Origin of the sequence: Herbaspirillum sp. RV1423, from assembly GCF_000577615.1 — a bacterium.
Classification (GTDB): domain Bacteria; phylum Pseudomonadota; class Gammaproteobacteria; order Burkholderiales; family Burkholderiaceae_D; genus Herbaspirillum.
This window is the reverse complement of the sequence record NZ_CBXX010000015.1, coordinates 57,500-81,802: the sequence shown is the minus strand read 5'-3', so window position 1 is coordinate 81,802 and position 24,303 is coordinate 57,500. Positions and strand designations below refer to the sequence as shown.

The window sequence follows — 24,303 nt, the reverse complement described above, 5'->3', positions numbered from 1 at the left end:
AATACCGTTCAATCAAGTATAAAAAGCGCCTTACTGCATAGACAGTCCATCACAACTGTCATCCTGACGAAAGTCAGGACCCAGCGTCGTATCGGACGTGTTCACGACACTGGATCCCGGCATGCGCCGGGACGATGGCTGGGAAGATAGATTTAACTGAATGACATTACCCTCGCAAGAGGGCTTTTTGTTGGGCAATCTTGCATTGTTGCCAACGAATAAGGAACGACGCTCTGCCATACGGGTCCAATCGGCATATTCCGCAGACTTATTCGAACAACATCAGGAGAATGCTCATGAAATTCCGCACAAGCTTTATGATCGCCGCGCTGGCGCTGGTCGGCATCTTCGCCGCCGTCAACTGGAATGCCTTCCTCGCACCGACGCAGTTGACGCTGGTGTTCACCGACTTTCAGGCGCCGCTGGGACTGGTGATGCTGGGCGTGGTGGTGGTCCTGACTGCCGCCTTCTTGCTGTATGTGATGGCATTGCAGACCAGCGTGCTGTTTGAAACACGTCGCCTGACCAAACAGCTCGACACACAACGCGATCTCGCCGACCAGGCCGAAAAATCGCGCTTCATCGAATTGCGCGGTTACCTGCAAAGCGAGTTGCAGCAGTTGCAGCAACGCCAGAACGCCCACCTGAGCGCGCTGACCAACAAGATCGAGTCGGTGCAGCAAGACATCCAGCAACGCGGCCAGTTGACGGAAAATGCGGTTGCCGCGCAGATCGGCGAACTCGACGATCGCCTGCAACGGCTGGGAGTAGGCGTCAGAACGACTGCCTGATGAGCCGCTACACGCTGAAAGAATGACGAACCATGCCCCGCGCCGCAACAGCGCGGGGCATTTTATTGAACGCCGTAACGCGTGCGATACGCCGCCACGGCATCCTTGTACTGCGACAATTGCGCATCGGCGCCGGCATGCGCCAGGTATTCCAGCAAATCGTTCAGGTTGCCGATCGAGATCACCGGCATGTCGTAAGTCTTGGCGACTTCCTGCACCGCCGAATGCGCCGACAAGGCGTCATCCTTGCCGGAGCGCTCCATGCGGTCCAGAGCGATCAACACGGCGCACGGCGTGGCGCCGGCGGCGCGGATCATGTCGACCGATTCGCGCACCGAGGTGCCTGCCGAAATCACGTCGTCAATAATCACCACGCGGCCTTGCAGCTTGGCGCCGACGATCGTGCCGCCTTCGCCATGATCCTTGGCTTCCTTGCGGTTGTAGGCGAACGGCACGTTGCGGCCCAGGCCCGCCAACGCAACGGCGGTGGCCGAAGCCAGCGTGATGCCCTTATAGGCCGGACCGAACAGCATGTCGTATTCCAGGCCCGACGCCTGCAACGTCTGCGCGTAAAACTGCGCGACCTTGGCCAATGCGGCGCCTTCGCTGAACAGCCCTGCATTGAAGAAATAAGGCGAGGTGCGCCCGGCCTTGGTGATGAACTCGCCGAAGCGCAGGACGCCAGCGGAAACGGCGAACTCAATGAATTCTTGTCGTAAGTTGCTCAAAATACATTCCTGGAAATTGTTTGCGGGGCAACCTTGCTCTGAGGCGAAGGCATGCAGGCCCACATTTTAAATGAATCGGTTATGCTACGCGCCTGACTTTTCATACCTGAAACCATGCCAAAAATTGTCTCCGCCAATCTCAACGGCATCCGCTCCGCCGCCAAAAAAGGCTTCTTCGAGTGGATGGCCAAGGAATCCGCCGACTTTATCTGCGTGCAGGAACTGAAGGCGCAGGAAGCCGACATGACGCCGGAATTCCTGGCCCCCGCCGGCTACGTCGGCCACTTCCACTACGCCGAGAAAAAGGGCTATTCCGGCGTCGGCCTGTACAGCAAGCGCACCCCGGACGCGGTGCGCATCGGCTTCGGCGTGGAAGAGTTCGACAACGAAGGCCGGTATGTCGAATGCGACTTCGGCGACATCACGGTGATTTCACTGTACTGCCCCTCGGGCTCATCGAGCGAAGAGCGCCAGCAGGCCAAATTCCGCTTCATGGAAGTGTTCCTGCCGCACTTGCAGGAATTGAAGAACAGCGGCCGCGAAATCGTCATCTGCGGCGACTGGAACATCGCGCACAAGGAAATCGACCTGAAGAACTGGAAGAGCAACCAGAAGAACTCGGGTTTCCTGCCGGAAGAACGTGCCTGGCTGTCGCGCGTGTTCGACGAACTCGGGCTGGTTGACGTGTATCGCGTGCTGCATCCGACCACCACCGGCGATGCCTATACGTGGTGGAGCAATCGAGGCCAGGCCTGGGCCAACAACGTCGGTTGGCGCATCGATTATCACATCGCCACCGCCGGCATCGCCAAGAAGGCCAGTAGCGCCGCCATCTACAAAACGGCGCGCTTCTCCGACCACGCGCCGTTGACGATCGATTATAAGCAGTGAGCGCCGCCTGAACGTTCGCGGCAGCAATGAAAAAGCCCTCGAAAAAAACGAGGGCTTTTTCGTGCGCGGGAGAAAACCGATCGCCTATGCGGCGGCAGCTTTCTTCGGCGCGGCCTTTTTCGCTGCAGGTTTTTTCGCCGCAGGTTTCTTGGCGGCGGCCGGCTTCTTCGCTGCTGCCGGCGTGGCCTTGGCCGCCGCTTCGGCGCCGTCGCCTTCCGCAGCCGCTGCAGCCTTGCCCTTGGCCGGCGCCTTGGCTTTGCGTTCCTCGAATTCGAAGCTGATCTTGCCATCCTTGCCGCGCACCAGGAACGCCTTGAACGGCCGCCGCGTACGTTGCGAGATGAAACCCGGCAGCAAGTCGGTCTTGCCTTCGTTGAGCAGCTTGGCCATTTGATCCGGCAGGATTTCCTGCTGCAGGATGATGCGGCCGCTGCGGAAGTCGCAGGCCTTGGGCTTGGCAACCGTCTTTTCGCAGACATAGGCCAGTCCCATTTCGTACACGCCGCTGCCGCATTTCGGGCAAGGACCGAGAGGGGTCTGCTCGCTGAAATCGACGGGTTCGCCACCTTCGCCTTCGTCGTTCTGGCCGAAGTCGAATTCGAGCTTGTAGTTGTTGATCTCGTTGTCGCGCGAGATCTTCAGGATCGCCGCGAACGGACGGCCCATTTTGGAACGGAAACCTTGCAGCGGACCAATGGTGCGATTGGTCAGCAATTCTTCCACTTCGGGAATCTCGAACTGGCGCCCGCCCGGCACCTTGCTCATCGAGAATTCGCACTTGGTGCAAGCGAAGCGGCGATAGTTTTCCTTGACCACGCCGCCGCAGTTCGGGCACGGCGTCTTCAGCGTCGCGTAATCGCCGGGGATGGTGTCGTTGTTGTATTCTTTGGCGCGCTTGACGATGATTTGCGTCATCTGCGCGATCTCGCGCATGAACTCGTCGCGGCTGATCTTGCCGCGCTCCATCTGCGCCAGCTTGTGCTCCCATTCACCGGTCAGTTCTGGCTCTGTCAGTTCGTCCACGCCGAGGCCGTGCAGCAGCGTCATGAGCTGGAACGCCTTGGCGGTCGGCATCATTTCGCGGCCTTCGCGAATCAGGTATTTTTCGTTCAGCAAACCTTCGATGATGGCCGCGCGCGTGGCCGGCGTGCCGAGACCCTTGCCGGCCATCGCTTCGCGCAGCTCGTCGGAATCGATCAACTTCCCTGCGCCTTCCATGGCCGACAGCAACGTTGCTTCCGTGTAGCGTGCGGGCGGTTTGGTGACCAGGCCGTTGGCGGTGACCTTGTCGGTCTTGACCTTTTCGTCCTTGGCGACCGCCACCAGCGTACCGCTGTTTTCGTCTTTCTCGTCAACCACATCCTTGCCGTAGATCGCCAGCCAACCCGGGTTGGTCATGACTTTGCCCTCGGTCTTGAACTGATGGCCGGAGACTTCGGTAAAGCGCGTCGTGACCTGGAATTCCGCCGCCGGGAAAAACACCGCCATGAAGCGGCGCGTCACCAGGTCGTAGAGTTTCTGTTCCGGCTCGGACAAATTCTTCGGCACCTGCGTGGTCGGGATGATCGCAAAGTGATCGCTGATCTTGGTGTTGTCGAAGATGCGCTTGTTCGGCTTGACCCAGCCCTGCTTGAGGATTTGCTTGGAGAACTGATGATAGTTGTTGTTCTCCGACAGCGACTCCATCGTTTCCTTGACGGTCTGCAGATAGTCTTCGGGCAAGTGGCGCGAGTCGGTACGCGGATAGGTCAGCACCTTGTGCTTTTCGTACAACGCCTGCGCCAGGCCGAGCGTGTTCTTGGCCGAGAAGCCGAAGCGCGAGTTGGCTTCGCGCTGCAGGCTGGTCAGGTCGAACAGGCCGGGCGCCATTTGCGTGGTCGGCTTGGATTCTTCGGTGACGGTGCCGATCTTGCCACGGCAGGCGGCGACGATGGATTCGGCGGCGGCTTTGCTCCACAAACGCTCGGGACGCTTCTCGGGATCGGTCTCGTCCTTCTTGTGCATCTTGTCGAGCCAGCGGCCTTCATAGATGCCGGCGGCGCAGACGAACTCGGCGCGCACTTCCCAATAGTCGCGCGGGACGAACTTCTTGATCTTCTCTTCGCGCTCGACCACGATCGACAAAGTCGGCGTCTGTACGCGACCGACCGTGGTCAAGTAGAAGCCGCCTTCCTTCGAATTGAACGCGGTCATGGCGCGCGTACCGTTGATGCCGATCAGCCAGTCGGCCTCGCTGCGGCAACGCGCGGCATCGGCCAGCGGCAACATATCCTCATCCTTGCGCAAATTGGCGAAGCCGTCGCGGATTGCGCCCGGCGTCATCGATTGCAGCCAGAGGCGTTGCACCGGCTGCTTGGCCTTGGTGTACTGCGCGATCAGGCGGAAAATCAGTTCGCCTTCCCGCCCCGCGTCGCATGCGTTGATCAGGCCGGTGACGTCCTTGCGCTTGATCAGCCTGGACAGCGCCTTGAGGCGCGATTCGGTCTTGGCGATGGGGTTGAGCGCGAAGTGCGGCGGAATCATCGGCAAATGCGTGAAAGTCCACTTGCCACGCTTGACGTCGTATTCTTCCGGCACTGCGATTTCCAGCAGGTGGCCGACGGCCGAGGACAGGACGTATTGGTCGGATTCGAAATACTCATCGTGCTTGGTAAAGCCGCCGAGCGTCTTCGCGATGTCGTTCGCGACAGAGGGCTTCTCGGCAATGATGAGGGTCTTGCTCATAAATGTGATCTCAAAGAGGAGGCAAAGGAGTCGTAAGCGGATGCCTTGCGGCACCAAAATGAGGCGCCGCAGCAAAATTTGTATTGCATATTGGCAATACGCTTTTTATATAGTAGCTAATATTCGAGTAATGCGGGGGGAATGATAAGCGCGTTGCGGAACAAACGGCAAGCGCGGCAGTATGGCTGTGGTCCGCGAAGAACGTTGCCATCGTCGGATAATCTGTTGGCAGATGTCAAAAAAACAAGCGCCATCCGACCTGGCGATTGCCTCCGTTCAACCCCGGCCCGCTCCATGCACAATGTCGACCGGACAATAAAAAACGGCGCCGCCATGGACGCCGTTCTGTTGAAGTTAATGCAAGAGCCGCGGTTCGTTATCTTCTTCGTCGAGAAACAACTCGTCGAACATCAGACCGTCCGGTTCCTTGCCCTGGCTCCACAAGACCATCAGCACGATGACTTTGAGCTTCTCGAGCGACACCGGCGCATCGCCGATGGCCAGCGCGCGCTCGATGACGATTTCGCGCTGCACGGCATTGAGCATCTTGGCGGATTCAAGGAACTGGATGAAACCGACGGCTTCCGTGCCGAGCACATCCATCTCTTGCTGGGCGTAAATACGGATACCGAAGGAAAAGGCCGTCTGCTGAGGATACCGATCAGCGAACTCGTGATTGGCTTCTTCCAGATCGGTCAGCCAACCGAGCGCCCTGGTGATTTCCTCTTCCTCAAAACCGATGGCGGACAATTTCTTGACCAAAGCCGCTGGTTCAGGGCAGGCATCGGGGCGATAGTAGGTTTCGTACAGATAAACAAGGACGTCGAACATGGCTCTACTCTATCGCGAAGGTTGTGACAACACAAGTCTACGAATCCAGTATGGCAGGATTTTGACATTTGCGCAGAATATCTTGTGCGTTGTCATCTGCGAGTTACCTAGAGACTAATTGATTGTCTAGTCGACGCGACGATACCGTCCACCCGGCAGGCACTCCACCGCGCCCGCCAGTTCCAGCGTCAGCAAACGCTCCGCCAACGCAGCGGCGCCGAGTCCGCTGCGCATGCCGAGCATGTCGGCATCCACCGGATCGAAGCCCATGGCGTTAAGCACCTGGTCGCCATCCGCAATTGATGAATCATCAGCAACATTTGTCGCGCCCGCCGACGCCAGTTGCCTCGGCTCCGTCAGCGGCAGCTTGCCGATTTCTTCGAGGATGTCCTGTGCCGATTCCACCAGCTTGGCGCCTTGCTTGATCAGCAGATGGCAACCTTTGGACAGCGGCGAATGAATCGAGCCGGGAATCGCGAACACGTCGCGCCCCTGCTCCGCCACCGTGCGCGCTGTGATCAGCGACCCCGATTGCGCTGCCGCCTCGACCACCAGCACCGCGCGCGCCAACCCGGAAATAATGCGATTGCGACGCGGAAAATTGCCGGCAATCGGCGGCACGCCGAGCGGATATTCGCTGACAATGCAGCCTTCTTCGGCGAGTCGATGCGCGAGCGTACGGTTGCGCGCCGGGTACACGATATCGATGCCGGTGCCGATGACGGCAACGCTCGATGCGCCACCGCGCAAACCGCCCTGATGCGCCGCCGCGTCGATCCCCAGAGCCAGCCCCGACGCCACCGTCAGTCCGGCGCGACTGGCCGCCTCGGAAAAGCGCTCGGCATTCTGTATGCCCTGGACCGTGGCATTGCGGCTGCCGACCACCGCCAGCGAAGTCGCCTGCAACAATTCGCTACGTCCTTTTGCATAGAGCAGGATGGGCGGATCGGCAATGTTGAGCAACGCCTGCGGATAAGCGGCGTCGGCCAGCGTGACGATACGATGGCCGGGCTGCGCCGCCCATTCCAGCGCGCGTTGGACATTGTTTTGCATCATCGGCGAGGGCGGCTTCAGGAGCGCACGCGCGATACGCTCGGACGTCGCCGCGCGCAAGTCATCGAAAGCGGCGGCGAAGATGTCGGCCGGCATGCCGAAGGCGGACAAGAGACGCCGGGCAGCTTCCACGCCGACGCCCTCGGTTTGCGTGAAACGGATCCAGTTGCTCAGTTCCCTCTGTTCCGTTTCGTCATTCATATGATCGGTATTCGACATCGCTAATCTCTTCAGTGTGGCGCACGCACCTTGTCTCCCACCCGCAACGGTGCGACGGCTTGCGTAATCAAGCCGTACGACACGCGTTCGAATACGCGCAGAATCAACAAGCGGCCGCTTTCTTCCTCCGGCAAGCGGGGCTCCTGTTCCGGCGTCTGTTCTTTTGTCTCTCTGCGCAATTTGTCCGCCGTCGCGTACAAGGCAAACGATGCGCCTTCCATGAGCTGATCGCGCGCGCCCTTGTTGATGCTGACGACCTGGTGTTGCGCCGCATGGACGGCGCCGTCGGAGACCGACACGATCAGCGCATCGAGCGCTGCGCCGGGATTACGTGGCGCGCCGGCGGCAAGCGACTCATCCGACTTCGGCAAATGCGGCAGCAAGCGGTCACCGATGACGATTTCCTGCCTGGAATCGGAAATGAAGAAAGCGTGCAAACCATCGCCCGCCTTGCGCACCAGCTTCGCCGCGCCGAGCTGCATCACTTCATCGCCAAGATGCTCGCCGCTGACCGGATCCCGAAGACGCTGCGTCGAACGCACGATCAGAAATTCCGCCGCGCCCTGCACATCGCCCTCTACATACATGCGATCGCCCTTGCCCAGATGCATGCGTTGTTCCGGTGCGGAGACAATGCGCGGTGCATGGTCCAACATGGCGGCATCGACTGCGACAGGCAATGCTGAAACAAACGCCCCGGAACGCGGAAAAAACCTCTGCGGCAAAGCTTGCTGCAGCGCCCCCGATCTGATCGCGGGCGCGAGCAGTACCGTCGTCGCCGCCTCCTCCGAAGCAGATGCCCAAACCGCGCCGCACAAGCCCGGCAGCAGGAAGAATACGGCGGCTATGCTAAACTTTTTCAAAGATTGCCCCCGGATGCGGCAAATAATCGGAATCAGCCTGATATGGCCTGATATATTTTGTTGCAACATTGATAATAAAATGCAGATTCTGCCGAGAAATCCTTGAACTGGCAAGAACAACCCGCAGCTATCGCTATAGAGCGCAGATAGCGCAGCAAGTAGATATGTATGGCCTTATTGAATATCCTCCGTTACCCGGATTCCCGACTGCACAAGATCGCCAAACCCGTGACCGCGTTTGACGATCGCATCAAAAAACTGGTCGCCGACATGGCCGAAACCATGTATGCCGCGCCGGGCGTCGGCCTGGCCGCGACCCAGGTCGACGTGCACGAGCAAGTCATCGTCATCGATGTATCCGACACCAACAACGAACTGCGTGTTTTCATCAATCCGGAAATCACCTGGGCCAGCGAAGAAAAGCAGGTCTACGACGAAGGCTGCCTGTCGGTGCCCGGCATTTACGATGGCGTCGAACGTCCGGCACGCGTCAAGGCGCGTGCGTTCGACGTCGACGGCAAACCGTTCGAAGTGGAAGCGGACGGCCTGCTGGCGGTCTGCATCCAACACGAAATGGACCACCTGAAAGGCAAGGTCTTCGTGGAATACCTGTCGCCGCTCAAGCGCAACCGCATCAAGGCCAAGCTGCAAAAGGAAGAACGCGAACTGAAACGCGAACATGCCGGCGCGCGCTGATTCGCTGCTCGCTGCAAAATAAAAACGGCCTGCATCAGCAGGCCGTTTTTCATTCCGTATGAATGACGATCAGGCGCGCATCACACTGCGACGAAGCGATATACCTTGTCTTCGCCGAGTTGACGCTGCAACACGCCGTCAAACCACAGCTTGTGCAAATGCGCCACGGCCTCGCCGAGCGCGAAACTGAGCTGGTGCGTATCCAGCGGCCGCTTGAACATGACCGGCAAGATGTCCACGGCCGACTGCGGCGTCGCACACGCTTCGACCACTTCCGCCAGCCGCGCGCGATGATGGTCGTTTAGTTGCGCAATGCGCGTATGCAAGCCGCGGAACGGCTTGCCATGCGACGGCAGCACCAGCGTATCGTCAGCCAGACCGGCGTATTTCTTCAACGAATCCAGATATTGCTGCACCGGGTTGGATTCCGGCTCGATCGCAAATACCGAGACATTGGTCGAGATGCGCGGCAACACCATGTCGCCGGAAATCAGCAATCGCACATCCCCGGCATACAGCGAGACATGTTCCGGCGAATGGCCGAAGCCGGTGATCACGCGCCAGTCGCGGCCGCCGATGCGAACCATGTGCTGGTCCTGCATGCGTGTGTAGGCCAGCGGCACGCTCGGCACCAGGTTTTGATAATAATGATTGCGGCCAGCCAACTTGGCGATCTGCTCGGCATCGGTCAAGCCGTGCAGGCGGAAATGCGGCGCCGCGGCGCTGCCGTCCGCACCCGGCAGACCGGCCGACATCAGGCGCGCGAACCCGTATTCGGCGGCGCTCATCCACAGCGGCGCATGCCAGCGTCGGCACAACCAATCCGCCAGGCCGACGTGATCGGGATGACAATGCGTGACCAGCACGCGAAGAATCGGCAGGCCGCGCAACTGCGTGGCGAAAATGGCCTCCCAGCTTTCTTTCGTGATATCGGTAGCGATGCCGCAATCGACGGCGGTCCAGCCGCGCACCCGGCCGGCCGGCGTGTCGACCTCGTCTTCCAGCAGCCACAAGTTGATGTGATCCAATGCGAACGGCAAGCCCATGCGCAGCCACAACACGCCGGGCGCGACTTCAAGGGTGGCGCCCAACGCGGGCAGGGTGTCGCCGAAGGCGTATTCAAGTTGGGATTCAAGAGCGTTCATGAGTACCTGGGTGTGATCGGAGGCAATCCAATGTATTGGCAAACTGGCAAAAAACGAAGAATGGTTTTCATTTTTTGCGGAGCAGCCTACAATATACTTGACGTTAACGTAAAGTGCCACCAACACTCCGAAAACCGTAGCAAGCCACCATTCAGAGATCATGCCGACCTATACCATTACCGAGCTGGCGAAAGAATTCGACATCACGCCGCGCGCGATCCGGTTCTATGAAGATCAGGGCTTGCTGAGCCCGAAACGAGAAGGCAGCGGCGGTCGCAACCGGGTCTACGCGGCGCGCGAGCGCACCCGCCTCAAGCTGACCTTGCGCGGCAAGCGCCTCGGCCTCACCCTGTCGGAAATCAAGAACCTGGTTGACATGTACGAGTCACCCAAGGACACCGAAGCGCAGTTGAAGCGCTTCCTCGGCGTGCTCGCCCAGCATCGCGAAAAGCTTGAGCGCCAGCGTGAAGACCTCGAAGTGACGCTGGCGGAAATCGCCGCGCACGAAGCCGAATGCCTGCAGTTGCTGGAAACCGCGCCGTCGCAAAAGAACCCCGCCAGACGCGCCGCCTCCGCCCGCAAATCCGCCTGAACGCATGACCAAAGATTGCCCATTATTTAGGCACACCACGCAATTTGATTGACGTTAACGTAAACCATATAAATCATAACGAACCTATCCAGACGAGGAGACACAACATGATCCATTTACCCGGTTTGACCTTCGATCACGGCGAAGACATTGCCGCGCTGCGCGCCAGCGTGGCGGAATTCGCGCAGGCGGAAATCGCGCCGCGCGCGGCGGAAATCGACCGCAGCGACCAGTTCCCGATGGACTTGTGGAAGAAGATGGGCGACCTTGGCGTGCTCGGCATCACCGCCGACGAAGAATACGGCGGCGCCGCCATGGGATATCTGGCCCACATCGTCGCGCTCGAAGAAATCTCGCGCGCCTCGGCCTCGGTCGGCCTGTCCTACGGCGCGCACTCCAACCTGTGCGTCAACCAGATCAAGCGCAACGGCACTGCCGCGCAAAAGAACAAATACCTGCCCAAGCTGATCTCGGGCGACTTCATCGGCGCGCTCGCCATGTCCGAACCCAATGCCGGCTCCGACGTCGTCAGCATGAAACTGCGCGCCGATCTCAAAGGCGACCGCTACGTGCTCAACGGCAGCAAGATGTGGATCACCAACGGTCCCGACGCCGACGTGCTGGTGGTCTACGCCAAGACCGACATCGAGGCCGGCGCGCGCGGCATGACGGCGTTCCTGGTCGAAAAGGACTTCAAGGGATTTTCGGTTGCACAAAAACTCGACAAGCTCGGCATGCGCGGTTCCCACACCGGCGAGCTGGTGTTCCGGGATTGCGAAGTGCCGGCCGAAAACGTGCTCGGCGGCGTCGGGCGCGGCGTCAATGTGTTGATGTCCGGCCTCGATTACGAACGCGCCGTATTGTCCGGCGGCCCGCTGGGCATCATGCAGGCCTGCATGGATGTGGTCGTGCCTTATGTGCACGACCGCAAGCAGTTCGGCCAGGCGATCGGCGAATTCCAGTTGATGCAGGGCAAGATCGCCGACATGTATTCGACCATGATGGCGTGCAAGGCCTACGTCTACGCTGTCGGCCAGGCCTGCGACCGCGCGAAGACGCCCGACGCGGCGCGCGCCTTGCGCAAGGATGCCGCCGGGTCGATTCTCTACTCCGCCGAAAAGGCCACCTGGATGGCCGGCGAAACCATCCAGGCCCTGGGCGGCAACGGTTACATCAACGAATATCCGGCCGGGCGCCTGTGGCGCGACGCCAAACTGTACGAGATCGGCGCCGGCACCAGCGAAATCCGCCGCATGCTGATCGGTCGCGAACTGTTTGCAGAAACGATATAAGCAGCGACGAGAACCACATGCCGTTCTTTAAGCATCTCTCAGTTACGCTTCATTTCCGTCGTCCCGGCGAACGCTGGGTCCCGACTTTCGTCAGGACGACAGATCTGCCAAGTTTGCTGTGTAAAAGAGTTTTTCAGATTTCACCATTTCCATACTTTGTTCACGTATTTCATTAACTAGCCAGCAGGAGAAGATCATGCAAGACCCTATCGTTATCGTCGGCGCCGCGCGCACTCCCATGGGCGCTTTCCAGGGCGAATTGTCGGCGCTCTCCGCCAACGAACTCGGCGCCGCCGCAATCAAGGCCGCACTCGAACGCGCCGGCGTCGCCCCCGATCAGGTGCAGGATGTCCTGTTCGGCAACTGCCTGATGGCAGGACAAGGCCAGGCGCCGGCGCGCCAGGCGGCGATCAAGGCCGGCATCCCGGTGTCGGCCGGCGCCGTCACGCTGTCCAAGATGTGCGGCTCGGCGATGCAGGCCGCCATGTTCGGCTTCGACTCGATCCTCGCGGGGACCAATGACGTCGTGGTTGCCGGCGGCATGGAATCGATGACCAACGCGCCCTACCTGATCCCGAAGGCGCGCGGCGGCTATCGCATCGGCCACGGCATGATCTACGACCACATGATGCTGGACGGCCTCGAAGATGCTTACGACAAAGGCCGCGCCATGGGCACCTTCGCTGAAGACTGCGCGGCGAAATACCACTTCACGCGCGCGGACCAGGACGCCTTCGCCATCGCCTCGGTCAAACGCGCGCAGCAGGCCACCGCCGATGGTTCGTTCAAATGGGAAATCGCGCCGGTCACGGTCGCCACGCGCGCCGGCGATGTCGTCATCGACACCGATGAAGGTCCGCGCAAGGCCAGGATCGAAAAAATCCCGACGCTCAAAGCCGCCTTCAAGAAAGACGGCACCATCACTGCCGCCTCGTCGTCCTCGATCAACGACGGCGCCGCCGCGCTCGTGCTGATGCGCGAATCGACCGCGAAAAAACTCGGCAGCACGCCGATTGCCCGCATCGTCGGCCACGCGCGCCATTCGCAGGAACCGAACTGGTTCACCACCGCGCCGATCGGCGCCATCAACAAGCTGTACAAGAAGATCGGCTGGAGCACCGCCGACGTCGACCTGTTCGAGATCAACGAAGCCTTCGCCGCCGTGCCGATGGCCGCGATGAAGGAACTCGGCATCGCGCACGACAAGGTCAACATCCACGGCGGCGCCTGCGCGCTGGGCCATCCCATCGGCGCCTCCGGTGCGCGCATCATCGTCACGCTGATCGGCGCGCTGAAGAAAACCGGCGGCAGGCGCGGCGTGGCCTCGCTGTGCATCGGCGGCGGCGAAGGCACGGCACTGGCAATCGAACTGATCTGAGGATGATATGAGCGCACCTATCGATTTCTACTTCGACTTCAGTTCGCCCTACGGCTATTTCGGCTCGCTGCACATCGAAAAGCTGGCGGCCCAATACGGCCGTCAGGTCAACTGGCATGCGATCCTGCTGGGCCCGGCATTCAAGCTGATGAACATCGCGCCGCTGGCGAGCGTCCCGTTGAAAGGCGACTACTCGCACCATGACATGGAGCGCACCGCGCGCTTCCACAACATCTTCTTCAAGATGCCGGACGTGCTGCCGATCGCTTCGCAACAGGCGGCACGCGCGGTATTGTGGACGCAGAAGAACGATCCGGCCAAAGCGGTCAACCTGATCCACACGCTCTACAGCGCCTACTTCACCGAGAACATCGACATCAGCAAGGTCGACGCGGTATTGCGCATCGCCGGCGACCTCGGCATCGATGTCGAAAAATTGCAGGCGGCGCTCAGCAATGACGCCATCAAGGATGCGCTGAAGCAGGAAGTTACCGCCGCCATCGAACGCGGCGTATTCGGTTCGCCGTTCGTCATCGTCGATGGCGAAGCCTTCTGGGGATTCGATCGCTTCGATCAACTGGAGGCATTATTGAAAAACGGGAAAATCTGATGGCAGGCAAGTCGGACAAACAGGCATGCCCCTGCGGCAAAGGCATGTATGCCGCTTGCTGCGGCCGCTTCATCTCCGGTGCTGCGGTACCGGCAACGGCGGAACAATTGATGCGTTCGCGCTATACGGCATTCGCGCTGCGCGAAGAGGCCTACCTGCGCTCGACCTGGCATCCGGACACCCTGCCGGATGAACCGATCACGGCCGAGAGCGACGTCAAATGGATAGGCCTGGACGTGATCAGACAAAAACACGAAAAAGACAGCGACGAAGCGACCGTCGAGTTCATCGCCCGCTTCAAGGTTGGCGGCCGCGCCCATCGCCTGCACGAGGTCAGCAGCTTCGTGCGTCAGACCGATGCCGCCGGCGTGGCGCGTTGGTACTACGTCGACGGCGCTTTCCCGGACGACGAATAAAAATACATTGAGACAAAGGATCACATGCCGCAACTCGACAGCAAACTGAATACGCGCAGCGAGGATTTCCAGAGCAATGCCGCCGCGATGCAAACCATCGTCGACGACCTCAGGGAAAAGATCGCCGCGATCGCGCAAGGCGGCGGCGAAGCCGCACGCAACAAGCATCTGGCGCGCGGCAAACTGCTGCCGCGCGACCGTGTGCAGATGCTGCTCGATCCCGGCACGCCCTTCCTTGAATTTTCTCAACTTGCCGCCTACGGCATGTACCAGGAGAAGGAAGGCAAGGATGCGGCGCCGTCGGCCGGCATCATCACCGGCATCGGCCGCGTCGCCGGGCAGGAATGCGTGATCGTCTGCAACGATGCAACCGTCAAGGGCGGCACCTATTACCCGATGACCGCAAAAAAACATCTGCGTGCGCAAGAGATCGCCGAATTCAACCATCTTCCCTGCATCTACCTGGTCGACAGCGGCGGCGCCAACCTGCCGAATCAGGATGAAGTGTTCCCCGACCGCGACCACTTCGGCCGCATCTTCTTCAATCAGGCCAACCTGTCCGCCAAGGGCATCCCGCAGATCGCCGTGGTGATGGGTTCCTGCACGGCGGGCGGCGCCTACGTGCCGGCGATGAGCGACGAATCCATCATCGTCAAGGACCAGGGCACCATCTTCCTGGCCGGACCGCCGCTGGTGAAAGCCGCCACCGGCGAAGTCGTCACCGCGGAAGAACTGGGCGGCGGCGACGTGCACACGCGGCTGTCGGGCGTGGTCGATCATCTGGCGCAAAACGATCTGCACGCGTTGTCGATCGCGCGCAGCATCGTCGGCAATCTCAACCGCAGCAAGCCGCAACAACCGGCGTTGCGCGAGCCACAGGAACCGAAGTATCCGGCGCATGAGCTGTACGGCATCATCCCGGCCGACACGCGCAAACCCTTCGACGTGCGCGAGGTCATCGCGCGTGTCGTCGACGGCAGCGAGTTCGACGAATTCAAGGCACGTTACGGCGTCACGCTGGTATGCGGCTTCGCGCACCTGTACGGTATGCCGGTCGGCATCATCGCCAACAACGGCATCCTGTTTTCGGAATCCGCGCTCAAGGGCGCGCACTTCATCGAGCTGTGCTGCCAGCGCAAGATCCCGCTGATCTTCCTGCAAAACATCACCGGCTTCATGGTCGGCCGCAAATACGAAAACGAAGGCATTGCGCGCAACGGCGCCAAGATGGTGACGGCGGTGTCCACGGCATCGGTGCCGAAGCTGACGATGATCATCGGCGGCAGTTTCGGCGCCGGCAATTACGGCATGTGCGGCCGCGCGTTTTCGCCGCGTTTCCTGTGGATGTGGCCGAACGCGCGCATCTCGGTGATGGGCGGCGAGCAGGCCGCGAGCGTGCTGGCCACCGTCAAGCGCGACGGCATCGAAGCGAAAGGCGGCACCTGGTCGGTGGAAGAAGAAGCCGCTTTCAAGACGCCGATCCGCGAACAGTACGAACATCAGGGACATCCCTACTATGCCTCGGCGCGTCTCTGGGACGACGGCGTGATCGATCCCGCCGATACGCGCATGGTGCTCGGCCTGGGATTGAGCGCGGCGCTGAATGCGCCGATCGAAGAAACGAAATTCGGCGTATTCCGGATGTAAACGCAGACGCCAGACAAAAATAATGTCCGAGGAGACAAAATGTTCAGCAAAATCCTGATCGCCAATCGCGGCGAAATCGCTTGCCGGGTCGCGGAAACCGCGCGCAAGCTCGGCATCAAGACCGTGGCCGTGTATTCGGAGGCGGACGCATGCGCAAAGCATGTCGCAGCCTGCGACGAAGCCGTGTTGATCGGCCCGGCGCCGGCCAAGGAAAGCTATCTGCTGGGCGACAAGATCATCGCCGTGGCGCTGGCGACCGGTGCCCAGGCAATCCATCCGGGCTATGGTTTCCTGTCCGAGAATGCCGGTTTTGCGGAAGCCTGCGCCAAAGCCGGACTGGTCTTCATTGGCCCGCCGGCATCGGCGATCCACGCGATGGGCTCCAAATCGGCGGCCAAGGCCTTGATGGAAAACGCCAACGTGCCGCTGGTTCCCGGCTATCACGGCGACAACCAGGACCCCGACTTCCTGCAAAAGGAAGCCGACCGCATCGCCTATCCGGTGCTGCTCAAAGCCAGCGCCGGCGGCGGCGGCAAGGGCATGCGCATTGTCGAGAAACCTGAAGACTTCAAGGCTGCGCTCGCCTCGTGCAAACGCGAAGCGATCAACAGCTTCGGCGACGACAAGGTGCTGGTGGAAAAATACCTGACGCGGCCGCGTCATATCGAGATCCAGGTATTTGCCGACAACCGTGGCGAATGCGTCTACCTGTTCGAGCGCGATTGCTCGGTGCAGCGCCGTCACCAGAAGGTGCTGGAAGAAGCGCCAGCGCCCGGCATGAGCGAAGAACGCCGCCGCGCCATGGGTGAAGCGGCGGTGGCGGCGGCGCAGGCGGTCGGCTATGTCGGCGCGGGTACGGTGGAGTTCATTGCCGATTATTCCAACGGCGAGGACGGCAGTTTCTACTTCATGGAAATGAATACGCGCCTGCAAGTCGAACACCCCGTGACCGAAATGATCACCGGCCTCGATCTGGTCGAGTGGCAATTGCGCGTGGCCGCAGGCGAAACCTTGCCGCTGCGCCAGGAACAATTGCAACTCAACGGCCACGCCATCGAGGCGCGCATCTATGCGGAAAATCCGGAAAAGGGCTTCTTGCCGTCGATCGGCACGCTGCGCTATCTGCATACGCCGCCTGCGGTGCATTTCCGCGTTGCCGGCCATGCGCAATCGCCGGCTGCGGTGCGTATCGATTCCGGCGTGCGCGAAGGCGACGCGATTTCGCCGTTCTACGATCCCATGATCGCCAAGCTGATCGTCTGGGGCAAGGACCGCGACGCCGCACTGACCAACATGGCGACGGCGCTGGCGCAATACCGCATCGTCGGCCTGGCCAGCAACATCGGTTTTTTGCAGCGTCTGATTGCGGGGCAGGCGTTCTCCACGGCGGACCTCGATACCGGACTGATCGAGCGTCACCACGATGCGCTGTTCCCGGCGCAGCAAGCGGCGTCAACCGCGACGCTGGGGCTCGCGGCGGCGCTCCTGCTGTCGCAGGAAACGCCCCGCGCGCCCGACGCCCGCGATCCATGGGCGCAAACCAGCGGCTGGCGAATGAACGGCACGCTGTTGCGCACATTGACATTCAGCGACGAAGCGGGCGTCTACACAATGACCGTCGAGTATCGCGGCAGCGCGCAATGGATTCTGCATCGCGACGGCACGCAACACAGTCTGCGCGTGGACGACCACAACCATGCCGATCTGCGCATCGCGTTGGGCGATGCAACCGTCGCCGGCAATGTCGTGCGCGATGGCGACGTCTTTCATGTCTTCCATCATGGCCGACACACTGTGCTGGAATGGGACGACCCGATGGCGCATGCCGGTCACAGCGAGAGCGAAGGCGGCCGCCTGACCGCGCCGATGCCGGGCAAGATTGTCGCGGTGCTGGTGGAGAAGGGCCGCAGCGTCGCCAAGGGTGCGCCGCTGCTGATCATGGAAGCAATGAAGATGGAACACACCATCGCCGCGCCCGCCGACGGCGTCATCGACGAGCTGCTGTACCTGGTCGGCGACCAGGTGGCGGAAGGCGCGCAGTTGCTGGCGTTCACCCCGGCCTGAGCCCGCCGCGATGATTGCCAATCCGTTCGGCCTGCCGTCCAGCATCCATGTGCTGGAGCGCGGCTGGCTGTCGTCGAACAATATCCTGTTCCTCGGCGAGCAGGAGACCGCGCTGGTCGACAGCGGCTACGTCACGCATGCGCCGCAGACGCTGGCGCTGATCGCGCATGTGCTGCGGGAACACGACCGCAGTAACCGGCTGGACCGGCTGGTCAACACACACCTGCATTCCGATCATTGCGGCGGCAACGCGGCCTTGCAAGCCGCCTATCGCTGCCGCACCGCGATCCCGCATGCCGAAGCCGGCAAGGTGGCGCGCTGGGATGAAGACCAACTGAGCTACAAGGCGACCGGCCAGCAATGTCCGCGTTTCGCGTTTGATGACACCATACGGGACGGCGATGCGCTGCTGCTTGGCGATCTGCAATGGACCGCGCTGGCGGCGCCGGGACACGATCCGCATTCGCTGATTTTGTATTGCGCGCAAGAGGGATTGCTCATCTCGGCCGATGCCCTGTGGCAGAACGGCTTCGGCGTGATCTTCCCGGAGCTGGAAGGCAAGTCCGGATTCGCCGAGGCGCACGCGACGCTAGACCTGATTGCAGGACTCGATGTGCGGCTGGTCATCCCCGGCCACGGCGCGCCGTTCGCGGATGTCGGCGCGGCGCTGGCGACAGCGTATTCGCGACTCGACTATCTGCAGGACGATCCGCTGCGCAATGCGCAGAACAGCGTCAAGGTGATCTTGAAATTCCTGCTGCTGGAGCGGCAAACGATTCCGCTCGAACAGGTGTCGTCGATGATGGCGGATATTCCGCTGCTGGCCGCATGCAACCGTCGCTACTTCCATCTCGGCGACGCCGCGCTCGCCGACTGGGCGATGGCGCAACTGGTCAGAGCGGGCGCAGCCGCCATCGTGGGCGGCGAATTGCGCAACGCTGGCTAAGCTGGTTATGGCAGCGATGGCGACGCGTTGCAGGTAAAATCATCGGCTTACTTCACTTTTTGCAGACAACCTACATGCGCATCCTGTTCCAGACCGCAGACACCGCCAGCCAGGACGCCTGGCTGCGCGATCTGCGCGCCGCCCTGCCGGACGCCGACGTCCGCCTCTGGCAATCCGGCGACGCTGCTTCTGCCGCGCCGGCCGATTATGCGGTGGTGTGGAAGCCGCCGTTCGAGATGCTGCGGGCGCATCCCGAGCTGAAAGCGGTATTCAATCTCGGCGCCGGCGTCGACGCCATCCTGCAATTGAACGTGGTGCCGGAACACCTGCCGCTGATCCGCATCGACGACGGCGGCATGGCCGAACAAATGGCAGAATTCGCCGTCCAGGCGACGCTGCGCTATTACCGCCGCCTCGACCTGTACGAACAGCAAGCGCGGCGCGGCGAATGGAAACCGCTGCCGCCATTCGACAAGGCCGATTTCGGCGTCGGCATCCTGGGACTGGGCGTGCTCGGCCAGCGCATCGCCGAGAGCCTGCAGCATTTCGGTTTCAAGGTCAGCGGCTGGAGCCGCACTCCCCGATCGATGCCCGGCGTGACGAGCCACGCGGGTGCCGCGCAATTGAATGACTTCCTGCGCAGCGCGCGCGTGCTGGTATGCATGGTGCCGCTGACGCCGGAAACCGCCGGCATCCTCAATCGCGAGACGCTGTCGCAGTTGCCGCACGGCGCTTACCTGATCAACCTGGCGCGCGGCGGCCATCTGGTCGAAGCCGATTTGCCGCCGCTGCTGGCAAGCGGCCGGATTGCCGGCGCCACGCTCGACGTGTTCCGGGAAGAGCCGTTGCCGCCTCAGCATCCGTTCTGGAGCGACCCGCGCATCGCCATCACGCCGCATATTTCCGCGCTGACGGTACGCGATATCGCGGCGCGCCAGATCGCCGAAAAGATCGCCGCCCTGCAACGCGGCGAAACAGTCGCCGGTCTGGTCGATCGCAAGCGAGGATATTGATCGTGGCGCCCGCGCCGCATCCCGCATCCGACAACCTGCCCAAAATAGCAAAGGAGACAAACGCCATGAGCCTGCCCAAGAAAGTAAAAATCGTCGAAGTCGGTCCGCGCGACGGCTTGCAGAACGAGAAGGAAACCATTTCCGCCGAGGTCAAGATCGAACTGGTCGACCGCTTGACGGCGGCCGGCTTCGTCAACATCGAAGCGGCGTCGTTCGTGTCGCCGAAATGGGTGCCGCAGATGGCGACGTCCGGCGAAGTCATGCGCGGCATTGCACGCAAACCCGGTGTGATCTATTCCGCGCTGGTGCCCAACATGAAGGGTTTTGAAGCGGCGCTGGAAGCCGGCGTCGATGAGATGGTGATTTTCGGCGCCGCGTCCCAAGCGTTTTCGCAGAAGAATATCAATTGCTCTATCGCCGAATCGATCGCGCGCTTCCGCGAGGTCGCGCAAGCGGCAAAACAACACAATAAACGCCTGCGCGCAGCCGTCAGTTGCGCGTTCGGCTGCCCCTACCAAGGCGATGTGCCGCTGTCGGCGGTGGCCGACGTCGTCGGCCGTTTCCGCGATCTGGGTTGCGACGAGATCGACATCGCCGACACCATCGGCGTGGCGACGCCGAACAAGGTTGCGCCGGTCATGCAAGCGGCCATCCGCGAGTTCCATATCGACGGCCTGTCGGGGCATTTCCACGATACCTACGGCCAGGCGCTGGCCAATATCTACGCCAGCCTGGAAGTCGGCATCACGATCTATCACTCTTCGGTCGCCGGCCTGGGCGGCTGTCCTTACGCCAAGGGTGCGACCGGCAACGTCGCCTCGGAAGATGTGCTCTACATGATGCAAGGCCTGGGCATCGAGACCGGCGTCAATCTGGATGCGGTGGTGGATGCAGGCCAGTTCATTTCGCAGCACCTTGGTCGCAAGGCAGTCAGCCGCGCAGGAAACGCCATTGCGGCCAAGCGCACAGCGTAAGCATTCGGCTCGAAAGGGAAAGCGGCACGACCGGTAATGGTCATGCCGCTTTTTACCTGGGCGCGTCAGAATCTCTGAATCATCAGAATTCTTCCCAGGAATTTTCATCGGCGCCGGTTGCTTTGACGGTCCTGTCGGCGGAAGCTGCCGTCGGCAGTGCAGCCGGTTTTGCAACCGGTTTCGCAACCGCCTGCACAGGTGCTTTGAGTGGCTTCTGCTTCGCCGCCGGCGCGCGCACGGCGGCAGCTTTATGGACCGGCTTTGGCTGCGGCGCCGTATGCGAAGTCGCAGACATGCGGCCATGATCGTTGTCGGACAGCTTGAACACGCTGACAGCCTGCGCCAACAGACCGGCCTGTTCCTGCAGGCTTTCGGCTGCGGCGGCGGCCTGCTCGACCAGCGCGGCGTTTTGCTGCGTGATCTCATCCATCTGCGTAATCGCCCGGTTCACTTCCTCGATGCCTGTGCTTTGCTCCTGGCTGGCGGCGGTGATCTCGCCCATGATGTCGGCCACGTGCTTGACCGAGGTCACGATCTCGCCCATGGTGGCGCCGGCTTCGTCCACCAGCTTGCCGCCGGCGTCGACCTTGCCCACCGAATCGCCGATCAGTTCCTTGATTTCCTTGGCCGCCGAGGCGCTGCGCTGCGCCAGGCTGCGCACTTCGCTCGCCACCACCGCGAAGCCGCGGCCCTGTTCGCCGGCGCGTGCCGCTTCCACCGCCGCGTTCAATGCCAGGATGTTGGTCTGGAAGGCGATACCGTCAATCACGCTGATGATGTCGACAATCTTGCTTGAGCTTTCTTTGATCGAGCCCATGGTGACGACCACATCGCCGACCACTTTGCCGCCCTTGAGCGCCAGCTCGGACGCCGAGGTCACCAGCGAATTGGCCTGGCGCGCGTTGTCGGCGTTCTGTCGCACCGTCGATGTCAGCTCTTCCATCGAGCTCGCGGTTTCTTCCAGGCTGGAGGCCTGGGACTCGGTGCGGTTCGACAGGTCGGCATTGCCGGTGGCGATTTCGCGCGAGGCGACGTTGATGGTTTCAGTGCCGGTGCGCACATTGCCGACCACGCTGGCGAGTCCCTCGCCGATGCCGTTGATGGCGCCCATCAGGCGGCCGATTTCATCGTCGCGTTCGACCGCAAGTTTGGCGGTCAGGTCGCCGGTGGCCAGTTTCTCTGCGGCGACCAGGCTCTGATCGAGCTGTTTCTTGATCAGGACATACAGCGCATAGAGCACGGCCACCGAGGTCGCCAGCATCAAGCCGAGCATTACCAGGGCGACGACATAAGCCCGGGTTCCGTCGCCACGCGCCTTGTCCAGTTCGCCGGCAGTGCGTCGGTCCATCAGCGTTTCAAATTCAGTGATCGGCTGCATGATGTTTGCGGCATTTTTTTCGTAGACGTCGTCGTACACCAGTTTGCGCGCCTTCTCCAGGTCGGGCGTATCTTTCTTGGTGAATTTCCCGGTGCCGTCGTCGTACTCGCCCTTGACCGCATGCATGGCGATGTCTTCCGTCTTGATCAGCGCCGTGGATAACGATTGGGCCTCATTGAGCTTGGCGAATTCCTGATCGGTAAAACCGGCCTGTTTCATCAGATCGGTGACGGAAATGGTGCGGCCGTCGGGGCGCGGTTTCTTGCCGGTGCTGACGGCGACGATGTCCCAATAAATCGCCTCGTATCTCGGATCGCCGGTGACGACGTATCTGCGCACGGATGCAGTCAGACGTTCTGAATTGTTGCGGACTTCGCTGGCGAGCTTGTAGGAGTTATAGCGCGCATCACCGGCTTTTTCGATCTCGGTCTGCGCCCTCAATATCAGTTGCAATGTGGCAAACATCAATATCGACAATGCTGCCAGCACGACAAAGAAAAAAAAAACTCCGCTTTAAAGTGAATAGTTTGCGCATCCTCACCTCCTCGGTTTTCTCAAAAATTTTGTCGCCGGCAACATGGATGCACGACATCCCGAGACGAGACGACACGACACAGCACCGCCGACAGACGGTGCTGTGGTACTGCGCGATTGATGAATGGAATTAGTGTCGGTGACGACTGCGCGTGCGTATATGCTGCAGACGCGCCTGAAGAAGTCGATGATGAAGTATTGCCGCCAGGACAAGGCCGCCGGCGATGGCGGTCACAGTCAGAAAGGTATCCATATATCCCCCTCGGAAAGGCACCTTGAAAAACCAGCATTGAACACGCATGCACTCGCAAACGGCGCGCCATACGGCAGCGTGCAAGTCTTTATCGGCTGGTTTATAGAAAACATAACATGTTTACAAAATAAGAAGACTTGTCAAAAACAAAAAATATTCGACGCAACAACACAAAAAGCACGATCGTAATATTTTCACCTTATAATCGCCGCATTACCAACAATGATGAGACGCCGCCATGCCGATTCCAGCCATCCTGCAACACTTGCGCCTGCCCGTGATTGCCTCGCCGATGTTCATCGCCAGCGGCCCTGCGCTGGTGGCGGCCCAATGCAAAGCCGGCATCGTCGGCTCCTTTCCGGCGCTCAATGCGCGTCCGGCGGAGCAACTCGACGTCTGGCTGACGCAATTGCAGGCGGAGCTGGCGACCTATCACGCCGCCAATCCGGACGCCATCGTCGGCCCGATTGCGGTCAATCAGATCGTGCATCAGTCCAATGACCGTCTCGCGCATGACGTGGAAGTCTGCGTGAAACATCGCATTCCCATCATCATCTCGAGCCTGCGCGCGCCGCCGAAGGAAATGCTGGACGCCATCCACAGCTATGGCGGCATCGTGCTGCACGACGTGATTTCGATCCGTCACGCGCAAAAGGCGCTGGAAGCCGGGGTCGACGGCCTGATCCTGGTGGCGGCCGGCGCCGGCGGCCATGCCGGAACGCTGTCGCCGTTCGCGCTGGTCGGCGAGGTGCGCAAGTTCTTCGACGGCCCGCTCATCCTGTCGGGCGCCATCGCCACCGGCGACGCCATCCTGTCGGCCCAGGCCATGGGCGCCGACCTGGCCTACATCGGCTCGCGCTGGCTGGCGACCAAGGAAGCCAACGTCAGCGACGCATACCGCCAGGCCATCATCGAATCGACCGCGGCCGACGTGGTGTATACCAACCTCTTCACCGGCATACACGGCAATTACCTGAAGAAATCCATCGTCAACGCCGGGCTCGATCCGGACAACCTGCCGGAGGCGGACAAGACCAAGATGAATTTCGGTTCCGGCGGCGACACCAAGGCCAAGGCATGGCGCGACATCTGGGGCGCCGGTCAGGCGGTGGGATTGATGGACGATGTGCCGACGGTGGCGGAGATGGTGACGCGCCTCGAAAACGAATATGCTGCGGCGCGCAAGCGTCTTGCGCTATAACCACTTTCGATGCTGCGCCGACAGACGGCTTCTGTCGGACAATGCCGCTATCTGCAAACGACTT

The 24,303-nt window shown here is 61.0% G+C and carries 23 protein-coding genes; 16 read left to right on the top strand and 7 right to left on the bottom strand.

Annotated features, from left to right (window positions below; translation table 11 throughout):
- Positions 1–296: 296 nt before the first annotated feature.
- Complete coding sequence (locus tag RV1423_RS15445; protein ID WP_034298276.1) at positions 297–791, top strand: hypothetical protein; 495 nt, start codon at positions 297–299, stop codon at positions 789–791.
- A 62-nt stretch (positions 792–853) separates the two neighbouring features.
- Here RV1423_RS15445 and pyrE read toward each other — a convergent pair whose 3' ends face one another.
- Entirely contained in the window at positions 854–1,519 is a 666-nt protein-coding gene (pyrE, locus tag RV1423_RS15440) for an orotate phosphoribosyltransferase (protein WP_034298274.1), read from the bottom strand.
- A 114-nt stretch (positions 1,520–1,633) separates the two neighbouring features.
- Here pyrE and RV1423_RS15435 point away from each other — a divergent pair, with 114 nt between their 5' ends.
- The gene (locus RV1423_RS15435; RefSeq protein WP_034298272.1) at positions 1,634–2,410 is read left to right on the top strand and encodes an exodeoxyribonuclease III; all 777 of its coding nucleotides are present in this window, start codon (positions 1,634–1,636) and stop codon (positions 2,408–2,410) included.
- An 84-nt stretch (positions 2,411–2,494) separates the two neighbouring features.
- Here the strand turns inward: RV1423_RS15435 and RV1423_RS15430 are convergent, their stop codons facing one another.
- The 4 genes from RV1423_RS15430 to RV1423_RS15415 all read right to left on the bottom strand — a co-directional run bounded on the left by RV1423_RS15430 (position 2,495) and on the right by RV1423_RS15415 (position 7,893).
- The gene (locus RV1423_RS15430) at positions 2,495–5,134 is read right to left on the bottom strand and encodes a DNA topoisomerase III (protein ID WP_034298270.1); all 2,640 of its coding nucleotides are present in this window, start codon (positions 5,132–5,134) and stop codon (positions 2,495–2,497) included.
- A gap of 354 nt (positions 5,135–5,488) precedes the next feature.
- Complete coding sequence (locus RV1423_RS15425; RefSeq protein WP_034298268.1) at positions 5,489–5,965, bottom strand: DUF494 family protein; 477 nt, start codon at positions 5,963–5,965, stop codon at positions 5,489–5,491.
- Between the two features lie 126 nt (positions 5,966–6,091).
- Positions 6,092–7,237, bottom strand: coding sequence for a DNA-processing protein DprA (gene dprA, locus RV1423_RS15420; RefSeq protein WP_034298266.1), 1,146 nt, complete (start codon positions 7,235–7,237; stop codon positions 6,092–6,094).
- Between the two features lie 11 nt (positions 7,238–7,248).
- Positions 7,249–7,893 carry a hypothetical protein gene (locus RV1423_RS15415; RefSeq protein ID WP_155835120.1) on the bottom strand — a complete coding sequence of 215 codons (645 nt, stop codon included), beginning with the start codon at positions 7,891–7,893 and terminating at the stop codon, positions 7,249–7,251.
- Between RV1423_RS15415 and RV1423_RS29855 the strand changes: the two genes are divergently transcribed.
- The gene (locus RV1423_RS29855; RefSeq protein ID WP_155835119.1) at positions 7,892–8,206 is read left to right on the top strand and encodes a hypothetical protein; all 315 of its coding nucleotides are present in this window, start codon (positions 7,892–7,894) and stop codon (positions 8,204–8,206) included. The genes RV1423_RS15415 and RV1423_RS29855 overlap by 2 nt on opposite strands.
- A 62-nt stretch (positions 8,207–8,268) precedes the next feature.
- Positions 8,269–8,796, top strand: a complete 528-nt coding sequence (gene def / locus RV1423_RS15410) for a peptide deformylase (protein ID WP_034298261.1) — start codon at positions 8,269–8,271, stop codon at positions 8,794–8,796.
- Positions 8,797–8,876: 80 nt separating this feature from the next.
- Here the strand turns inward: def and RV1423_RS15405 are convergent, their stop codons facing one another.
- Positions 8,877–9,941 carry an MBL fold metallo-hydrolase gene (locus RV1423_RS15405; protein ID WP_034298259.1) on the bottom strand — a complete coding sequence of 355 codons (1,065 nt, stop codon included), beginning with the start codon at positions 9,939–9,941 and terminating at the stop codon, positions 8,877–8,879.
- A gap of 160 nt (positions 9,942–10,101) precedes the next feature.
- Between RV1423_RS15405 and RV1423_RS15400 the strand changes: the two genes are divergently transcribed.
- The 10 genes from RV1423_RS15400 (at position 10,102) to RV1423_RS15355 (ending at position 20,873) form a co-directional block, all read left to right on the top strand.
- Positions 10,102–10,533: a MerR family DNA-binding transcriptional regulator gene (locus RV1423_RS15400; RefSeq protein WP_034298256.1), complete on the top strand. Its 432-nt coding sequence runs from the start codon at positions 10,102–10,104 to the stop codon at positions 10,531–10,533.
- A gap of 107 nt (positions 10,534–10,640) precedes the next feature.
- Entirely contained in the window at positions 10,641–11,825 is a 1,185-nt protein-coding gene (locus RV1423_RS15395) for an isovaleryl-CoA dehydrogenase (RefSeq protein ID WP_034298255.1), read from the top strand.
- Between the two features lie 196 nt (positions 11,826–12,021).
- A complete protein-coding gene (locus RV1423_RS15390; protein ID WP_197034945.1) occupies positions 12,022–13,203 on the top strand; it encodes an acetyl-CoA C-acetyltransferase in 1,182 nt (393 codons plus the stop codon).
- Between the two features lie 7 nt (positions 13,204–13,210).
- Complete coding sequence (locus tag RV1423_RS15385) at positions 13,211–13,813, top strand: 2-hydroxychromene-2-carboxylate isomerase (RefSeq protein ID WP_034298247.1); 603 nt, start codon at positions 13,211–13,213, stop codon at positions 13,811–13,813.
- Complete coding sequence (locus RV1423_RS15380; protein WP_034298245.1) at positions 13,813–14,229, top strand: YchJ family protein; 417 nt, start codon at positions 13,813–13,815, stop codon at positions 14,227–14,229. The genes RV1423_RS15385 and RV1423_RS15380 overlap by 1 nt, the downstream gene beginning before the upstream one ends.
- A 24-nt stretch (positions 14,230–14,253) precedes the next feature.
- Complete coding sequence (locus RV1423_RS15375; protein ID WP_034298243.1) at positions 14,254–15,876, top strand: carboxyl transferase domain-containing protein; 1,623 nt, start codon at positions 14,254–14,256, stop codon at positions 15,874–15,876.
- Positions 15,877–15,915: 39 nt separating this feature from the next.
- A complete protein-coding gene (locus tag RV1423_RS15370) occupies positions 15,916–17,940 on the top strand; it encodes an acetyl/propionyl/methylcrotonyl-CoA carboxylase subunit alpha (protein ID WP_034298240.1) in 2,025 nt (674 codons plus the stop codon).
- A 10-nt stretch (positions 17,941–17,950) separates the two neighbouring features.
- Positions 17,951–18,886, top strand: a complete 936-nt coding sequence (locus tag RV1423_RS15365) for an MBL fold metallo-hydrolase (protein ID WP_034298238.1) — start codon at positions 17,951–17,953, stop codon at positions 18,884–18,886.
- A 74-nt stretch (positions 18,887–18,960) separates the two neighbouring features.
- Positions 18,961–19,899 (top strand): glyoxylate/hydroxypyruvate reductase A, encoded by a 939-nt coding sequence (locus tag RV1423_RS15360; protein ID WP_034298237.1) that lies wholly within the window; start codon positions 18,961–18,963, stop codon positions 19,897–19,899.
- Between the two features lie 65 nt (positions 19,900–19,964).
- Positions 19,965–20,873, top strand: coding sequence for a hydroxymethylglutaryl-CoA lyase (locus RV1423_RS15355; RefSeq protein WP_034298331.1), 909 nt, complete (start codon positions 19,965–19,967; stop codon positions 20,871–20,873).
- 82 nt (positions 20,874–20,955) lie between these two features.
- Here the strand turns inward: RV1423_RS15355 and RV1423_RS15350 are convergent, their stop codons facing one another.
- Positions 20,956–22,716 carry a methyl-accepting chemotaxis protein gene (locus RV1423_RS15350; protein ID WP_081768841.1) on the bottom strand — a complete coding sequence of 587 codons (1,761 nt, stop codon included), beginning with the start codon at positions 22,714–22,716 and terminating at the stop codon, positions 20,956–20,958.
- Between the two features lie 193 nt (positions 22,717–22,909).
- Between RV1423_RS15350 and RV1423_RS15345 the strand changes: the two genes are divergently transcribed.
- Together RV1423_RS15345 and RV1423_RS15340 are read left to right on the top strand one after the other, a co-directional pair.
- Positions 22,910–23,227 carry a hypothetical protein gene (locus tag RV1423_RS15345; RefSeq protein WP_155835118.1) on the top strand — a complete coding sequence of 106 codons (318 nt, stop codon included), beginning with the start codon at positions 22,910–22,912 and terminating at the stop codon, positions 23,225–23,227.
- Positions 23,228–23,276: 49 nt separating this feature from the next.
- Complete coding sequence (locus RV1423_RS15340; RefSeq protein WP_034298233.1) at positions 23,277–24,239, top strand: nitronate monooxygenase family protein; 963 nt, start codon at positions 23,277–23,279, stop codon at positions 24,237–24,239.
- The last annotated feature ends 64 nt before the right edge of the window (positions 24,240–24,303 follow it).

Coding starts and splice junctions, on each gene's coding strand:
- RV1423_RS15445 (WP_034298276.1), top strand. CDS start 297: ATGAAATTCCGCACAAGCTTTATGATCGCCGCGCTGGCGCTGGTCGGC.
- RV1423_RS15435 (WP_034298272.1), top strand. CDS start 1,634: ATGCCAAAAATTGTCTCCGCCAATCTCAACGGCATCCGCTCCGCCGCC.
- RV1423_RS15430 (WP_034298270.1), bottom strand. CDS start 5,134: ATGAGCAAGACCCTCATCATTGCCGAGAAGCCCTCTGTCGCGAACGAC.
- RV1423_RS15425 (WP_034298268.1), bottom strand. CDS start 5,965: ATGTTCGACGTCCTTGTTTATCTGTACGAAACCTACTATCGCCCCGAT.
- dprA (WP_034298266.1), bottom strand. CDS start 7,237: ATGTCGAATACCGATCATATGAATGACGAAACGGAACAGAGGGAACTG.
- RV1423_RS29855 (WP_155835119.1), top strand. CDS start 7,892: ATGGCGGCATCGACTGCGACAGGCAATGCTGAAACAAACGCCCCGGAA.
- RV1423_RS15415 (WP_155835120.1), bottom strand. CDS start 7,893: ATGTTGGACCATGCACCGCGCATTGTCTCCGCACCGGAACAACGCATG.
- def (WP_034298261.1), top strand. CDS start 8,269: ATGGCCTTATTGAATATCCTCCGTTACCCGGATTCCCGACTGCACAAG.
- RV1423_RS15405 (WP_034298259.1), bottom strand. CDS start 9,941: ATGAACGCTCTTGAATCCCAACTTGAATACGCCTTCGGCGACACCCTG.
- RV1423_RS15400 (WP_034298256.1), top strand. CDS start 10,102: ATGCCGACCTATACCATTACCGAGCTGGCGAAAGAATTCGACATCACG.
- RV1423_RS15395 (WP_034298255.1), top strand. CDS start 10,641: ATGATCCATTTACCCGGTTTGACCTTCGATCACGGCGAAGACATTGCC.
- RV1423_RS15390 (WP_197034945.1), top strand. CDS start 12,022: ATGCAAGACCCTATCGTTATCGTCGGCGCCGCGCGCACTCCCATGGGC.
- RV1423_RS15385 (WP_034298247.1), top strand. CDS start 13,211: ATGAGCGCACCTATCGATTTCTACTTCGACTTCAGTTCGCCCTACGGC.
- RV1423_RS15380 (WP_034298245.1), top strand. CDS start 13,813: ATGGCAGGCAAGTCGGACAAACAGGCATGCCCCTGCGGCAAAGGCATG.
- RV1423_RS15375 (WP_034298243.1), top strand. CDS start 14,254: ATGCCGCAACTCGACAGCAAACTGAATACGCGCAGCGAGGATTTCCAG.
- RV1423_RS15370 (WP_034298240.1), top strand. CDS start 15,916: ATGTTCAGCAAAATCCTGATCGCCAATCGCGGCGAAATCGCTTGCCGG.
- RV1423_RS15365 (WP_034298238.1), top strand. CDS start 17,951: ATGATTGCCAATCCGTTCGGCCTGCCGTCCAGCATCCATGTGCTGGAG.
- RV1423_RS15360 (WP_034298237.1), top strand. CDS start 18,961: ATGCGCATCCTGTTCCAGACCGCAGACACCGCCAGCCAGGACGCCTGG.
- RV1423_RS15355 (WP_034298331.1), top strand. CDS start 19,965: ATGAGCCTGCCCAAGAAAGTAAAAATCGTCGAAGTCGGTCCGCGCGAC.
- RV1423_RS15350 (WP_081768841.1), bottom strand. CDS start 22,716: ATGTTTGCCACATTGCAACTGATATTGAGGGCGCAGACCGAGATCGAA.
- RV1423_RS15345 (WP_155835118.1), top strand. CDS start 22,910: ATGGAATTAGTGTCGGTGACGACTGCGCGTGCGTATATGCTGCAGACG.
- RV1423_RS15340 (WP_034298233.1), top strand. CDS start 23,277: ATGCCGATTCCAGCCATCCTGCAACACTTGCGCCTGCCCGTGATTGCC.